The 13,442-nt window shown below is 73.1% G+C and carries 14 protein-coding genes; 6 read left to right on the top strand and 8 right to left on the bottom strand.

From position 1 onward, the window contains the following. The 3 genes from OZN99_RS13560 to OZN99_RS13550 all read left to right on the top strand — a co-directional run. Nucleotides 1–701: SDR family NAD(P)-dependent oxidoreductase (locus tag OZN99_RS13560; RefSeq protein WP_270935776.1), on the top strand; the 701-nt coding region annotated here is incomplete at its 5' end. Between the two features lie 103 nt (nt 702–804). Then, a complete protein-coding gene (locus OZN99_RS13555; protein ID WP_270935775.1) occupies nt 805–1,314 on the top strand; it encodes an Hsp20/alpha crystallin family protein in 510 nt (169 codons plus the stop codon). 71 nt (nt 1,315–1,385) lie between these two features. Further along, nucleotides 1,386–2,354: a Bug family tripartite tricarboxylate transporter substrate binding protein gene (locus OZN99_RS13550; RefSeq protein WP_270935774.1), complete on the top strand. Its 969-nt coding sequence runs from the start codon at nt 1,386–1,388 to the stop codon at nt 2,352–2,354. 6 nt (nt 2,355–2,360) lie between these two features. Here OZN99_RS13550 and OZN99_RS13545 read toward each other — a convergent pair whose 3' ends face one another. The 5 genes from OZN99_RS13545 to OZN99_RS13525 form a co-directional block, all read right to left on the bottom strand. Next, nucleotides 2,361–3,416 carry a DUF808 domain-containing protein gene (locus OZN99_RS13545; RefSeq protein ID WP_270935773.1) on the bottom strand — a complete coding sequence of 352 codons (1,056 nt, stop codon included), beginning with the start codon at nt 3,414–3,416 and terminating at the stop codon, nt 2,361–2,363. Nucleotides 3,417–3,495: 79 nt separating this feature from the next. Beyond that, nucleotides 3,496–4,362 carry a DMT family transporter gene (locus OZN99_RS13540; RefSeq protein WP_270935772.1) on the bottom strand — a complete coding sequence of 289 codons (867 nt, stop codon included), beginning with the start codon at nt 4,360–4,362 and terminating at the stop codon, nt 3,496–3,498. After that, a complete protein-coding gene (mltG, locus tag OZN99_RS13535; RefSeq protein WP_270935771.1) occupies nt 4,359–5,348 on the bottom strand; it encodes an endolytic transglycosylase MltG in 990 nt (329 codons plus the stop codon). The genes OZN99_RS13540 and mltG overlap by 4 nt, the downstream gene beginning before the upstream one ends. A gap of 60 nt (nt 5,349–5,408) precedes the next feature. Then, a complete protein-coding gene (fabF, locus tag OZN99_RS13530) occupies nt 5,409–6,692 on the bottom strand; it encodes a beta-ketoacyl-ACP synthase II (RefSeq protein WP_270935770.1) in 1,284 nt (427 codons plus the stop codon). 31 nt (nt 6,693–6,723) lie between these two features. After that, the gene (locus OZN99_RS13525; RefSeq protein WP_270935769.1) at nt 6,724–6,963 is read right to left on the bottom strand and encodes an acyl carrier protein; all 240 of its coding nucleotides are present in this window, start codon (nt 6,961–6,963) and stop codon (nt 6,724–6,726) included. Between the two features lie 310 nt (nt 6,964–7,273). Here OZN99_RS13525 and OZN99_RS13520 point away from each other — a divergent pair, with 310 nt between their 5' ends. After that, nucleotides 7,274–8,305, top strand: coding sequence for a glycosyltransferase family 2 protein (locus tag OZN99_RS13520; protein ID WP_270935768.1), 1,032 nt, complete (start codon nt 7,274–7,276; stop codon nt 8,303–8,305). Here OZN99_RS13520 and fabG read toward each other — a convergent pair. The 3 genes from fabG to OZN99_RS13505 all read right to left on the bottom strand — a co-directional run bounded on the left by fabG (nt 8,275) and on the right by OZN99_RS13505 (nt 11,707). Next, the gene (gene fabG, locus OZN99_RS13515) at nt 8,275–9,015 is read right to left on the bottom strand and encodes a 3-oxoacyl-[acyl-carrier-protein] reductase (protein ID WP_270935767.1); all 741 of its coding nucleotides are present in this window, start codon (nt 9,013–9,015) and stop codon (nt 8,275–8,277) included. The two genes, OZN99_RS13520 and fabG, sit on opposite strands and share 31 nt — an antisense overlap. A 13-nt stretch (nt 9,016–9,028) precedes the next feature. Then, a complete protein-coding gene (fabD, locus tag OZN99_RS13510; RefSeq protein ID WP_270935766.1) occupies nt 9,029–9,988 on the bottom strand; it encodes an ACP S-malonyltransferase in 960 nt (319 codons plus the stop codon). Nucleotides 9,989–10,078: 90 nt separating this feature from the next. Continuing rightward, nucleotides 10,079–11,707, bottom strand: a complete 1,629-nt coding sequence (locus OZN99_RS13505; protein ID WP_270935777.1) for a B12-binding domain-containing radical SAM protein — start codon at nt 11,705–11,707, stop codon at nt 10,079–10,081. A gap of 176 nt (nt 11,708–11,883) precedes the next feature. Between OZN99_RS13505 and OZN99_RS13500 the strand changes: the two genes are divergently transcribed. Both OZN99_RS13500 and rpsF read left to right on the top strand, forming a co-directional pair. Continuing rightward, a complete protein-coding gene (locus OZN99_RS13500) occupies nt 11,884–12,828 on the top strand; it encodes a hypothetical protein (protein WP_270935765.1) in 945 nt (314 codons plus the stop codon). A 184-nt stretch (nt 12,829–13,012) separates the two neighbouring features. Then, a partial coding sequence (rpsF, locus tag OZN99_RS13495; protein ID WP_270935764.1) for a 30S ribosomal protein S6 occupies nt 13,013–13,442 on the top strand: 430 nt, incomplete at its 3' end.

Here is a 13,442-nt window from a genome sequence, read left to right as displayed (position 1 = left end):
CGGGCGTCACGCTGCACCTCTCGGGCCGCGACGCCGCCCGGCTGGCGGGCACGGCGGAGGCCTGCCGGGCGCGCGGCGCGACGGTGCGGGACAGCCTGCTGGACGTGACCGACGCCGGCGCGACGCGGGACTGGGTGGAGGACGCGGGGCGGCTCGACCTGGTGGTCGCCAATGCCGGCATCTCCGGCGGCACCGGCGGGGCGACGGAGCCGGCCGACCAGGTGCAGCGGATCTTCGCCACCAACGTCACCGGCGTGCTGAACACCGCCCTGCCGGCCATCGCGGCGATGGCGCGGCAGGCACCGGGGCCGGACGGGGTGCGCGGGCGGGTGGCGGTGGTGGCCTCCATCGCCGCCTTCGTGGCCGCGCCGGGCGCGCCGGCCTATTGCGCCTCCAAGGCGGCGGTGCAGCGCTGGGCGGAGGCGCTGGACGCGACGGAGCGGGCGCGCGGCATTCGGCTGCACGCGATCTGCCCGGGCTATGTCCGCACCCCTATGACGGCCCGCAACCCTTTCCCGATGCCCTTCCTGATGGAGGCGGAGCAGGCCGCGCGTCGCAGCCTGGACGGGATCGCGCGGGGGCGGACCCGCGTTGCCTATCCACTGCCGCTCTACCTGGTGGCCAGGCTGGCCGGCGCGCTGCCGCCCGCGTGGCGCAACGCGCTGTTCAGCCGCCTGCCGGCCAAGCAGGCGCTGGATTGATCAGCGTCAATGCATGGAAGGGACGGGCGCGGCAGGGTTGATCGATGCCCGGCCCCATCCTCCGCGCGGCCGGGCAGGACCGGAAGCAAGAGGGAGACATGCCATGAGCGGCACGACGCCGACCAACCCGGGCCAAGCCCCGATGGCCCGCCCGGACACCGACCCCTTCACCTCGCTCCGCCGCGGCATGGACCGGCTGTTCGACCAGGTCCTGGGCGGTTCCTCCTGGGGCGCGCCGTGGGGGAACCTGCCAGCGGCCTTCACCGCGACCGGTGTGCTGAGCCCGAAGGTGGACGTGGCGGAGACGCCGGCGGGGCTGGAGGTGACGGCCGAACTCCCAGGCATCGAGGCGAAGGACGTCTCGATCGAGCTGCATGAGGGCGTGCTGACGTTGCGCGCCGAGCGCAGCGCCGAACGGAAGGAGGAGGACAAGGACAAGCGCTGGCACATCGTGGAGCGCCAGTCCGGCACCTATCTCCGCCGCTTCGCGCTGCCCTTCGACGCCGACCCGGACAAGGTGGAGGCGCGCTTCGACAAGGGCGTGCTGCACATCGTGATCCCCCGGCCGGCCGAGCAGAAGCCGCAGGCGCGGCGGATCGAGATCAAGGGATAGCGCGCGCCGTCGCTTGACACCGTCCCGGCCGCTTCGCTGGATGGTCCGATGAAACGGCCGGGAGCCAAGCCATGACCATCACCCGCCGCGCGGGCCTCGTGCTCGCGCTCGCCACGCCTCTGGTGCGGCCGGCCCGCGCGCAGGCGCTGCCGCCGACCATCACGCTCGTCGTCGGCGCAGCGCCGGGCGGCACCACCGACGCTCTGGCGCGGGAGGCGGCGGAGACGATGCGCGAGCGGCTGGGCCGCAACGTGGTGGTGGAGAACCGTGCCGGCGCGGGCGGCAACCTGGCCGCCACCGGCGTGGCGCGCGCCGCGCCGGATGGCGGCACGCTGCTGGTCGCCTTCACCAGCCACACGCTGAACGCCGCGCTGATGCGCCAGCTGCCCTACCGCCCGGTGGAGGACTTCACGCCGATCGCGCTGCTGGCGCGACTGACCACCAACGTGCTGGTGGTCGGGCCCTCGGTGCGGGAGCCGGACCTGGCGGCCTTCCTGGCCGCGGCGCGGGCGCGACCGGACCGCTACAGCTTCGCCATCGGCGGCGTCGGTGGCTCGCTGCACATGCAGACCGTGCTGTTCCGCAGCGCGCTGCGCCTGACCGGGCCGGAGATCCCGCATCGCGGCACCGCGCCGGCGCTTCTGGATATCGTGGGCGGGCATGTGGATGCGATGTTCGCCCCTCTCGACGTCGCAACGCCGCTGCTGCGCGAGGGCCGGGTGCGCGGCATCGCGGTGACCGGCGATGCGCCCAACCCGTCGCTGCCGGACCTCCCGGTGCTGCGCAGCCAGGCGCCGGAGGTGGGCACCGCGGTCGCCTGGTTCGGCGTGCTGGGGCCCGCGGGGATGGCGCCGCCCGTGGTCGCCGCGCTGCACGAAGCGATTGCGGCCGGGACGCGCACGCCCCGCTTCGCGGAGCGCGTGGCGCTGGGCGGCGGGGAGACGCCAGCGCTGACGCCCGAAGGCTTCCGCGACTTCCTGGTGCGCGACACCGCGCAATGGATCGAGACGGCGCGGCTGGGCGGGATCCGCCCGGAATAGCGCGGTTCAGCCCGGCCCGGTGCGGGCGCCGAACATCCCCTTCACGGCGCGCGCCGCCGGCGCAAGCACGCCCTGCGCGAGCGGGATGGCGGCGCCGCCGACCACCAGGCCGAACAGTCCGGCCAGCGCCGCGCCGACGAACCACTCCACCACGCCGCCGGCCGGCATCGCCGCGCCGGCCGCATGCGCCGCGTCGTGCACCAGATGGGCCGGGCCGGTCACGCCGTATTCCTCCAGCCCATGCAGGATAATGCCGCCGCCGACCCAGAGCATCGCCGCCGTGCCGACCAGCGCCAGCAGGCGCAGGCCATGCGGCATGCCCAGCACCAGGCCGCGGCCGAGGACCTGCGTCAGCGGCCGCAGCGCGCGGTCCGTGCCGGAGGGCTCGCCGGGCGGCGGGCTGCGCAGGCCGAGCAGGCTCCCCGCCGGGCGCTCGTTCACGGCCAGTGCCACGCCGGCGTCGTCCGCCTTCACGATCAGCGCGACGGCGCCATAGACCAGCACGGTGATGCCGATGCCGACCACCGCGAGCACGGTGGCCTGCATCCAGACGGAGGCGGCCGGCATGCTGGCCAGCGTGATCGCCATGATCTCGGCGGAGAGGATGAAGTCGGTCTGGATCGCGCCGCGCACGCGCGTCTCCTCCAGCGCCGCGGGGTCCTCCGGCAGGGCGCCGACGGTCTTCTCATGCGCCTGGGCCACTTCGGGCTTCAGCGCGTGCAGCACCTTCTCGGCGCCCTCGTAGCAAAGATAGACGCCGCCCAGCATCAGCAGCGGCGTGATCAGCCAGGGCGCCAGCCAGCTCAGCAGCAGCGCGCCCGGCAGCAGGAACAGCATCTTGTTCTTCAGCGAGCCGAGCGCGATGCGCCCGACGATCGGCAGTTCCCGCGCGGCGGCGAAGCCCACGACGTAGCGCGGCGTCACCGCGGCGTCGTCCACCACCACGCCGACCGCCTTGCTGCCCGCCTTGCCGGCCTGCGCGGCGACGTCGTCGAGGGAGGCGGCGGCCGTCTTCGCGATGGCGGCGACGTCATCCAGCAATGCGATCAGGCCAGTGCTCACGGGGGGATCCTTCCGGCGTGCCGGGACTGAACACCGTCGCGGGCCGTGCTGTCGATGCCCGCGGCCGCGCACATCGCCATCAGCGCCCGCTGGTGGCCAGCCAGACGCCGGCCAGCACGATCGTGCCGCCGGCCAGGACCAGAGCGGAGGGGAACTCGCCGAGCAGCGCCGCGCCCACGGCCGCGGCGAAGGGCGGCTGCAGGTAGCCGACCATGGAGGCGTCCGTCACCCGCGCCCGCGCCAGCAGCGAGAGAAACATCGTCAGCGGCACCGCGGAGGCGAAGATGCCGAGCAGCGCGATCACGAACAGCGTGGTGCCCGGCAGGTCGTAGGCGCCGGCCGGGGCCAGCGGGACGGAGATGAGGAAGGCCGCGCCGCCGGAGACGAGCTGCTGCCCGAGCGCCAGCTGCGCCGGCGCCTGCGGCCGCACACGCCGCGCATAGATGGTGCCGAGCGCATAGGAGACGCCGGAGAGCAGGATCAGCAGGCCGCCGGTGAAGGAGGCGCGGCCGTCCAGCGCGTCCGGACCGAGGATCACCGCGATGCCGGCGAAGCCAAGGAGCAGCCCGGCGACGCCACGCGGTCCCGGCCGGTCGTCGCGCAGCAGCGGCACCGCGAGGATCGCGACGAGCAGCGGCGTCGCGGCGTGGATCAGCGCGGCGGGCGCGGCCGCGATGCTGCCCAGCGCGACGGCGGTCAGCAGGTTCGGCACCCAGCCATTGGTGGTGCCGAGGACCAGCGCGTGGCGGAGCTGCAGCGGTCCGGCGAGCTGGCGCGTCACCACCAGGAAGGCGAGGACGCCGAGCGCCGCGAAGCCGCCGCGCAGCGCCGCCAGCGCCAGCGGCGACATTTCGGCCGCGACCAGGCGCAGCAGCGGGAACGAGCTGCCCCACAGCCCGCCGATGACCAGCAGGCGCCACCAGAGCGCAGGGCCGGAGAGGTTCATCGGGAGGCGTTGGCGCCTCTCTGCCGCTCGATCTCGCGCCAGCGCGCGACGTTGCGGTTGTGCTCGTCCAGCGTGCGGGCGAAGGCGTGGCCGCCCGTGCCGTCGGCGACGAAGAACAGGAACTCGGTCGCCTCGGGCTGCAGCACGGCGCGCAGCGATTCGCGTCCCGGGCTGGCGATGGGCCCGGGCGGCAGGCCGCGCACGCGGTAGGTGTTGAAGGGGTGGTCGCGGTCCAGGTCGGCGCGGGTCAGCGGGCGTTCGAGCACGCCGCCATCGGCCGCCGCATAGGCCGCCGTCGGGTCGGATTGCAGCGGCATCCCCCGCCGCAGCCGGTTGATGAACACGCCGGCCACGCGCGCACGCTCATCGGCCTTGCCGGTCTCGCGTTCCACGATGGAGGCGAGGATCAGCGCCTCGCGCGGGGTGGCGAGCGGCAGGTTCGGGGCGCGCGCGGGCCAGAGCTCGGCCAGCGCCGCATCCATCGCCTGGTCGGCGCGCCGCACCAGAGCGGCGCGGCTGTCGCCCCACTGGTAGGCGTAGGTCTCCGGCAGCAGCGCCCCCTCGTCGAAGGCGGGGACCTCGCCGGTCAGCCCCTCGGCGCGTTCGACCAGGGCGGCGATCTGGCGCGCGGTCAGGCCCTCCGGGATGGTCAGGCGGCGCTGCACGGGGCGGGCGCGGCGCAGCACCTCCAGCACCTCGGCCAGGCTCGCGCGGGCGGGGAAGACGAACTCGGCAGCGCGCAGCGCGCCCTGGTCGCGGGTGAGCCAGGCGGCGGCGAGGAAGGCGCGCGGATCGGCGATGACGCCGCGCTCGGCCAGCGCCGCGGCGATGGCGGTGGTGCCGCCGCGCGGGACGACCATCTGCACCGGCTCCTGCGCGGGGCCGGGCGCGGCGAAGGTCTCGCGCGCATACCACCAGCCGCCCGCACCGAGCCCGGCGAGCACGACCAGCAGGAAGAGGAGCAGGGCGGGAAGGCGGCGGCGCATCACGCCCGACCAGTGGGGGTGGCGCGCGCGTCCCGCAAGACGCGCGCGATCACGTCAGGCTCAGGCCGCCTTGCGGAAGACGATGGAGGCGTTGGTGCCGCCGAAGCCGAAGCTGTTCGACAGCGCCACGTCGATTCTCCGCTCCTGCGCGACATTCGCCACGCGGTCGATCGGGCTCTCGCGGGAGGGGCTGTCGAGGTTCAGCGTAGGCGGCGCGATGCCGTCGCGGATCGCGAGGATGGAGAAGATCCCTTCCACCGCGCCCGCCGCGCCCAGAAGGTGCCCGACGGCCGACTTGGTGGAGGACATCGCCAGGCCTTTCGCCGCGTCGCCCCACAGCCGCTCCACCGCCGAAAGCTCGATGTCGTCGCCCATCGGGGTGGAGGTGCCGTGCGCGTTGACGTACTGCACCCGGTCCGGAGTCAGGCCCGCGCTGGCCAGCGCGGCCTTCATGGACCGGTAGGCGCCGTCGCCATCCTCGGTCGGCGCGGTGATGTGGTGCGCGTCGCCGGACATCCCGTAGCCGATCACCTCGGCGTAGATCTTCGCGCCGCGCTTCTTCGCATGCTCGTATTCCTCGAGAACCAGCACGCCGGCGCCCTCGCCCATGACGAAGCCGTCGCGATCCTTGTCCCAGGGGCGGGACGCCTTGGTCGGCGTGTCGTTGAAGCCGGTGGACAGCGCGCGGGACGCGCAGAAGCCCGCCATCCCGATCTCGCTGACGGCCGCCTCGGCGCCGCCGGCCACCATCACGTCGGCATCGCCGAGCGCGATCAGCCGCGCCGCGTCGCCCAGCGCATGTACGCCGGTGGCGCAGGCCGTCACCACTGAGTGGTTCGGGCCCTTCAGGCCGTACTTGATGGAGACGTGGCCAGACGCCAGGTTGATGAGCGCGGAGGGGATGAAGAACGGCGAGAGGCGCCGCGTCTTGCCCTCGTAGATCTGGACGCTGGCCTCGTAGATGGTGGGCAGGCCGCCGATGCCGGAGCCGATCATCACCCCGGTGCGGCAGCGTGCCGCCTCGTCCTCGGGCTTCCAGCCGGCATCCGTCACCGCTTCCTCCGCCGCGACGAGCGCGAGCTGGATGAAGCGGTCCATCTTCTTGACGTCCTTCACCGGGATCCACTCGGCGATGTCGAGCTTGCCCTCGGCCTTGGGACCGGACGGGACCTGGCCGGCCACCTTGGACGGCAGCTGGCTCACGTCGAAGGACTGGATCGCGCCGAGGCCGGACTCGCCGGCCGTCATGCGCTTCCAGACATGCTCGACACCGAGCCCGAGCGGGCAGGCGATTCCCATGCCCGTGACGACGACGCGCCGCGGCGCCGAGAGATGACCGAACACGCCGGAATTCCCCTGCCTTGCAGCGGGCGGCTCAGGCCGCCTTCTGCTTCTCGATGTAGTCGATCGCGTCCTTGACCGTGGTGATCTTCTCGGCCGCGTCGTCCGGGATTTCCACGCCGAACGCCTCCTCGAAGGCCATCACCAGCTCGACCGTGTCGAGGCTGTCGGCGCCGAGATCGTCGATGAAGGACGCCTCCGGCGTCACCTTCGCCTCGTCCACGCCGAGGTGCTCGACGACGATCTTCTTCACCTTCTCCGCGGTGTCGCTCATGGACCGGGGTCTCTCCTGCTGCGGTCGTCTCGGCCCGCCTTCGGCGGGGCGGTTCGTGGTGCTGACTACTGACTGTGCTGTCTTCGATTCGGTATGCCGAGCCAGCGGCGCGGCCGCCCGGGGACCCGGGGCGGCGGGGCTCTAACATGGAAGCGTCACTTGGCCTAGGCGCATCGGTTGCGCAAGCCGGGGATGGCGGGGTCGCCCCCATGCGCCCCGCGACCCGCCGCCGCCAGACGCGACTCAGGGCTTGAACCCGGCTCGGCTACATAGGAATGAAGGCCGGACAAACGCCTGGGTTGCATGCGCGATGCGCGTCAGCGTCATCTGTCCGGTGCTGGACACCCCCCCCGACCTGCTGGAGGCGGCTGCCCGCTCGGTACTGGACCCGGCCGCCAACGGGGCGGCGGAGTTCATCCTCGTCGATGACGGCTCCACCGAGCCCGCCACGCAAGGGGCGATCGGTCGGCTGGAGGGCTGGCCGGGTGTGACGCTGGTGCGCCACCCCACCCGGCGCGGCGTGGCGGCGGCGCGCAACAGCGGCATCGCCCGGGCTGCCGGCGACTGGATCGGCTTCGTCGATTCCGACGATGCCTGGATGCCGGGCTGGCTGGAGACGGCGCGCGGCGTGCTGGCGCGCCACCCGGACGCGGGCTGGATCGGCGGCCGGTTCCAGGAAAGCTTCCCGGACGGCCGCCTCGTTCCCTTCCGCCCGCTGCGGGAGGTGCTGCCCCCCGCCGAGGTCTTCGCCGACGGCGTCGAGCGCTACGACTCGCTGGCGCTTGCCCGTTCCAAGCTGGTGACCACCACGGTGATGGTCTGGACCACCCTGGTGCGGCGGGACCTCGTGCTGGCGGCCGGTGGCTTCGACGAGCGGCTGGCCTTCAAGGAGGACCTGCTGTTCATGCTGCGGCTCGGCCGGCTGGCGGAGCTGCACCACGTGGATGTCCTCAACTACCTCTACCGCCGCGGCGACGCCTACGACGTGCATATCCGGCGCCAGGTCACGCCGGCCAACGTCGCGATCTACCCCATCGCCGGGCGCGACCCGCTGCTGCGCCCGCTGCGGCGCGAGATCCGCTGGGCGCACTATGCCAACGCCAAGGGAACCGCGCTGCTGAACCTGGTGCACGGCGACCGCTGGACGGCGCTGCGGATGGCGCTGCGCGCCTGGGCGATCGACCCGCGGGAAGTGCTGGACCTGGCGCGCTTCGCCCGGCTGGCCTGCCTGCCGCCGGAGCGCGTCTGGCGGGAGTCGCGCGGCTACAGCGGCTGGATGATCCCGCCGCCGGTGCCCCGCGCCCAGCTCGATCAGATCATGGCCATGCCGCCATTGACGTGAATCGTCTGGCCGGTGACCCAGCCGGCCTCGTTGCTGGCGAGGTAGGCGACGGCGCCGGCCACGTCCTCTGGCGCGCCCATCCGCTGCGTCGGAATGCGGGAGAGCAGCGTGGTGCGCGCGGCTTCGGGCAGCGCGTCGGTCATCGCGGTCTTCACGAAACCCGGCGCCACCACGTTCACCGTGACGCCGCGCGTCGCGACCTCCTGCGCGAGCGACTTGGACAGGCCGATCAGCCCGGCCTTCGCGGCGGCGTAGTTGGCCTGGCCGGCATTGCCCGTGACGCCGACGATGGAGGCGATGGAGACGATGCGCCCCCAGCGCTTCTTCATCATCCCGCGCAGCGCCGCCCGCGCCAGGCGGAAGGGGGCGGTGAGGTCCACCTCCAGCACCGCGTTCCAGTCGGCGTCGCCCATGCGCAGCGCCAGCATGTCGCGGGTGAAGCCGGCATTGTTGACCAGGATGTCGAGCGATCCGGCCTCCGCCTCCACCTTCTCCACCAGCGCGGCCGGTGCCGCAGGGTCGCTGAGGTCGGCGGGGGCGATCAGCACGCGCGCGCCGCCCAGCGCCTCCGCCACGCGGGTGAGTTCGGGCTCGCGCCGGCCGGTGATGGCGACCGTCGCGCCCTGGGCGTGCAGGGCCTTGGCGATGGCCTCGCCGATGCCGCCGGTCGCGCCGGTGACGAGGGCGACCTTGCCGGTCAGGTCGAACATGGCGCGGTTCCTCTCAGAGCGACTTGAGAAAGGCTTCGATGTCGGCCGGCGTGCCGACGGCCTCGGCCTTCGCATCCGGCATCAGGCGCTTCATGAGCCCGGTCAACACCTTGCCCGAGCCGATCTCCACGAAGCGCTCGCAGCCCATGGCGCCCATCGCCAGGATGCATTCGCGCCAGCGGACCGTGCCGGTGACCTGCTTCACCAGCAGGTCGCGGATCTCCACCGGGTCGGTCGCCTTGGCGGCGGTGACGTTGGCCACGACGGGCACGGCGGGCGCGCGCATCGTCGCCCTCTCCAGCGCCTCGGCCATCGCGTCGGCGGCGGGGGCCATCAGGGCACAGTGGAAGGGGGCGGAGACCGGCAGCTTCATCGCCCGCTTCACGCCGGCCTCCTTGGCCTTCTCGATGGCACGGTCCACCGCTGCGGCGGCGCCGGAGACGACGATCTGCCCGCCGCCATTGTCGTTGGCGACCTCGACGACGTCCTTCTTCCCCGTCTCCGGGTCGATCGCGGCCGCGGCGCAGATCTCGCGCGCCTGGTCGAGCTCGGCGCCCAGGAGGGCGGCCATCGCCCCTGTCCCCGGCGGCGTCGCCTTCTGCATCGCCTCGCCGCGCAGGCGCAGGAGGCGGGCGGCGGTTGGCACGTCGAAGGTGCCGGCGGCGGCGAGCGCGGCGTATTCGCCGAGCGAATGGCCCGCCACCAGGGCCACGCGGTCCTTCAGGGCGAAGCCGCCCTCGCGCTCCAGCACGCGCAGCACGGCGAGGCTCATCGCCATCAGCGCGGGCTGGGCATTGGCCGTCAGGGTCAGCTCCTCGGCCGGGCCCTCGAACATCAGCTTCGAGAGCTTCTGCTTCAGGGTCTCGTCCACCTCCTCGAACACCTCGCGGGCGGCGGGGAAGGCGGCGGCGAGGTCGCGGCCCATGCCGGGGGCCTGGCTGCCCTGGCCAGGGAAGGTGAAGGCGAGCGCCATGGCGGAAGCGTGACCCTGGGAGTGGAAGGTCGCGCGGCCTAGGGCCGCGGCCGGGCGGGCGTCAAGGGGACGGGCCGGGCAGGGGGCGGCTCAGCCCCGTCCCGCTGCCTGGGCCAGCGCCGGCTCGGGCAAGTCGTCCGGCAGCACGGGCACCGGAACCGGCGGCTGCCAGCGCCCGGTCGCCACATCCTCGATCTGGCGGTCGATCACATCGAGTACGTAGCCCGAGAAGGGCCCGAGATGGGTGTAGAGCGCCGCGAGCGTGATCACCGGCTTCAGCGCGCGCGGATTATGTCGCAGCAGCGCCCTGATTGTCCGCCAGAACTCCCGCCGCACCGCCCCGCCCTCCCGCTGGAAGGCCAGCGCCAGCCGGGCGAAGCGGATGGCGTCGCGTGGGAGATCGCGCAGCGCGACGCGACCGGCGGGCGGCTTCATGCCGAGGTTCAACCCGGCCCGGCGAAGCCGGCCGAAGAACGCCTCCGGCGTGTAGGCGCGCGCGACGACCTGCCGGTAGTCCTGCAGCACCTCCTCGCGCGGGCGCTTCGTGTCGAAGTTGAGCCCGGAGGTGCACTGGTCGCCGAGCAGGCCCTTGCTGTTCACGACGTCGCCGCCCGAATGCAGCCGCCCCTCGCGCTCGAGCCGGCGCGAGAGCTGGGTGTTGGGCAGCGCATAGAGCAGCCCGGCCATGGCGACCGGAATGGCGGCATCCTCGATCAGCCGGACGATGCCGTCCGCCACCCCCGTCGCCTCGTCGTCGAAGCCGACGATGAAGCCGCCGATCACCAGGATGCCGGCGCGCTGCACGCGATGCACCGAATCGGGGATGCTGCGGCGGGTGTTCTGCTTCTTCTGCATCAGCCGCAGCGTCTCGGGGTTCGGGCTCTCGATGCCGATGAAGACCAGGAAGAAGTTGGCGCGGCGCAGCAGCTCCAGCAGGTCGGGATCGTCGGCGAGGTTGATCGACGCCTCGGTCGAGAACTCGAACGGATGGCCGTTGCGCTCCTGCCAGGCGATCAGCTCCGGCAGGAAGGCCTTCAACGCCTTCTTGTTGCCGACCAGGTTGTCGTCCACGAAGTCCACATGGCCGCGATAGCCGCGCGCGAGCAGCGCATCGAGCTCGGCCAGCACCTGTGCGGTGGCCTTGGTGCGGGGGACCCGGCCATAGAGCTCGATGATGTCGCAGAACTCGCAGGTGAAGGGGCAGCCGCGGGAGAATTGCAGGCTGAGGTTGGTGTAGTCCGACAGGTTCAGCAGGTCGTAGCGCGGCACGGGCGTCGTGGTGATGTCGGCCTTGAACTTCTCGGCGGTGAAGCGGCCGCGGCGCTCGCCCGCCTCCCACGCGGCGATGAAGCGGGGCATGAGACCCTCGACCTCGCCGAGGACGAGGAAGTCGGCGCGCGCATAGGCGTGTGGCGAGCTGGTCGGGTCCGGCCCACCGACCACGACCGTCTTCCCGAGCCGCTGGGCCCAGGCGATGACGTGCAGCGCATCGTATTGCTGGGGCAGCATGCCGCCGGTCATCACCAGGTCGGCCCAGGCGATGTCGGCGTCCGTCAACTCGGTGGTGTTACGGTCAACCAGCCGGACCTCCCAGTCCGGCGGCAGCATCGCGGCGACCGTGATCAGCCCCAGCGGCGGCGCCGGATACTTGGCGCCGACCACCTCGCAGGCGCGGCTGTAGTTCCAGAAGGATCCGGGGTTGAAGCGGGGATGCACCATCAGGGCCCTGGTCGGCCGCACGCATCGTCTCCCCGGTTCTGTCGCCCATCCGCGTTAGCGGCAGGCGCGCCCTGGCGCCAGCCATTTCAGCGTCGGGGCGGCGGTGCGCGCTTCCGTCCGTGGCGCGGGCGGGGTAGAGCCGGCGCCGGATGGGACTTCTCGGCAGGCTGGCGCAGATGCGCCACGACTTCGGCGGCTACCGTCAGGCCGAGGCGCGACGGCGGGCGGCGGAGGCGGCCCTGCTCGGGCGGATCGAGGCGCGGCTGGCGGCGCTCGCGGAACGCCCCCTGCCGCCATGCGGCGGCACGCGGAGCCTGGTGATGGGCCTCGCGGCGAACTACGGGCCAGCGGAGCTTGCGCCGTTCGTCCGCTCGCTGCGCGCCGGCGGCCATGCGGGCGAGGCGGTGCTGCTGCTCGCCGGCAACCCGCCGGAGACGCGCGCCTTCCTGGAGGTGCACGGGGTGCGCGCGGTGCATGCCGAGGCGCTGCCGCTGCTGGCGATGTCGCCCAATTCGGCGCGCATGTTCTGCTACCTCGATCACCTGATTGGCGAGGTGCTGGCCGCCGATGGCACCACGCCCTACCGCCACGTGCTGCTGACGGACACCCGCGACGTGGTCTTCCAGGGCGACCCCTTTGCCCGCGCCGGGGCGGCGGAGGCGCTGTTCTTCCTGGAGCGCCCCGGCCGCACCATCGGCGGCTGCCCGGTCAATGCCGGCTGGATGCGGCTGGCGCTGGGGGAGGCGGGGCTGCGGCGCTGGGCGGACGCCCCGGTATCCTGCGCCGGGACCTTCCTCGCCACCCCGCGGGCGCTCCTGGCCTATCTGCTGCACATGTGCCGGCTGATCCTGCTGGCCCCGCCGGCGGCACGGCAGTCCGGGATCGACCAGGCGATCCACAACCACATCCTGCAGGCCGGGTTGGTGCCCGGCACGCTGGCGGTGCCGAACGGGGACGCGGTGACGACTGTGCCGGACGATGCGCCGCACGGGCTGGCGGTGGCGCCGGACGGGCTGCTGCGCCATGCCGACGGCAGGGCCAGCGAGATCGTCCACCAGTACGACCGGGTGCCGGAACTGCGGGCCGCCGTGGCGCGGCGCTGGGGGGCGGGGGACGCCTGACCGGCCGGGCCGGCCCATTCCACCCTTGCCCCCGGCCCCCCGGCCGTGCTTTACGCCCCGCTTCCCTGCCGGGATCCGAGGCATCGGTCCCGGCTATGCCCGCTTGCGCGCCGCCCGGCATGGGGCCGGCACGGCGCCATGACAGCGTGACCCGCTGGGGCTGAGACAGCCGAAGGGAGACACGATGCCCCTGTATGAATGCGTGCTGCTGGCACGCAACGACGTCACGCAACAGCAGGTCGAGGCCATCGCCGACCAGGTCGAGCAGACGCTCAAGGCCGGCGGGGGCGAGGTGCGCAAGCGCGAGTACTGGGGGCTGCGCGGCCTAGCCTACAAGATCAAGAAGAACCGCAAGGCGCACTACATGCTGCTCGGCGTGAACGCGCCGCCGGCCGCCCTGCAGGAGGCCGAGCGCCAGCTCGGCCTGCACGAGGACGTGCTGCGCACGCTGACCATCAAGGTCGAGGCGCTGGAGGAAGGCCCCTCCGCCATCCTGGCCCGCCGCGGCGAGGATCGCGAGCGCGAGCGCGGCTTCCGCGGCCCGCGCCCGGCCGGCCGCTTCGGCTCGGGCCGGACCGGTGGCCGCGAGCGCGACGACCGCGAGGAATTCCGCG

It is taken from the genome of Falsiroseomonas oryzae (genome assembly GCF_027856955.1).
GTDB classification, from domain to species: domain Bacteria; phylum Pseudomonadota; class Alphaproteobacteria; order Acetobacterales; family Acetobacteraceae; genus Falsiroseomonas; species Falsiroseomonas oryzae.
The sequence above is the reverse complement of the archived record's forward strand: the minus strand, read 5'-3'. Positions and strand labels throughout refer to the sequence as shown.

Excerpts from the sequence above, each read along its gene's own strand:
- OZN99_RS13555 (WP_270935775.1), top strand. The coding sequence starts at position 805 with ATGAGCGGCACGACGCCGACCAACCCGGGCCAAGCCCCGATGGCCCGC.
- OZN99_RS13550 (WP_270935774.1), top strand. The coding sequence starts at position 1,386 with ATGACCATCACCCGCCGCGCGGGCCTCGTGCTCGCGCTCGCCACGCCT.
- OZN99_RS13540 (WP_270935772.1), bottom strand. The coding sequence starts at position 4,362 with ATGAACCTCTCCGGCCCTGCGCTCTGGTGGCGCCTGCTGGTCATCGGC.
- mltG (WP_270935771.1), bottom strand. The coding sequence starts at position 5,348 with ATGCGCCGCCGCCTTCCCGCCCTGCTCCTCTTCCTGCTGGTCGTGCTC.
- OZN99_RS13525 (WP_270935769.1), bottom strand. The coding sequence starts at position 6,963 with ATGAGCGACACCGCGGAGAAGGTGAAGAAGATCGTCGTCGAGCACCTC.
- OZN99_RS13520 (WP_270935768.1), top strand. The coding sequence starts at position 7,274 with ATGCGCGTCAGCGTCATCTGTCCGGTGCTGGACACCCCCCCCGACCTG.
- fabG (WP_270935767.1), bottom strand. The coding sequence starts at position 9,015 with ATGTTCGACCTGACCGGCAAGGTCGCCCTCGTCACCGGCGCGACCGGC.
- fabD (WP_270935766.1), bottom strand. The coding sequence starts at position 9,988 with ATGGCGCTCGCCTTCACCTTCCCTGGCCAGGGCAGCCAGGCCCCCGGC.
- OZN99_RS13505 (WP_270935777.1), bottom strand. The coding sequence starts at position 11,707 with ATGGTGCATCCCCGCTTCAACCCCGGATCCTTCTGGAACTACAGCCGC.
- OZN99_RS13500 (WP_270935765.1), top strand. The coding sequence starts at position 11,884 with ATGCGCCACGACTTCGGCGGCTACCGTCAGGCCGAGGCGCGACGGCGG.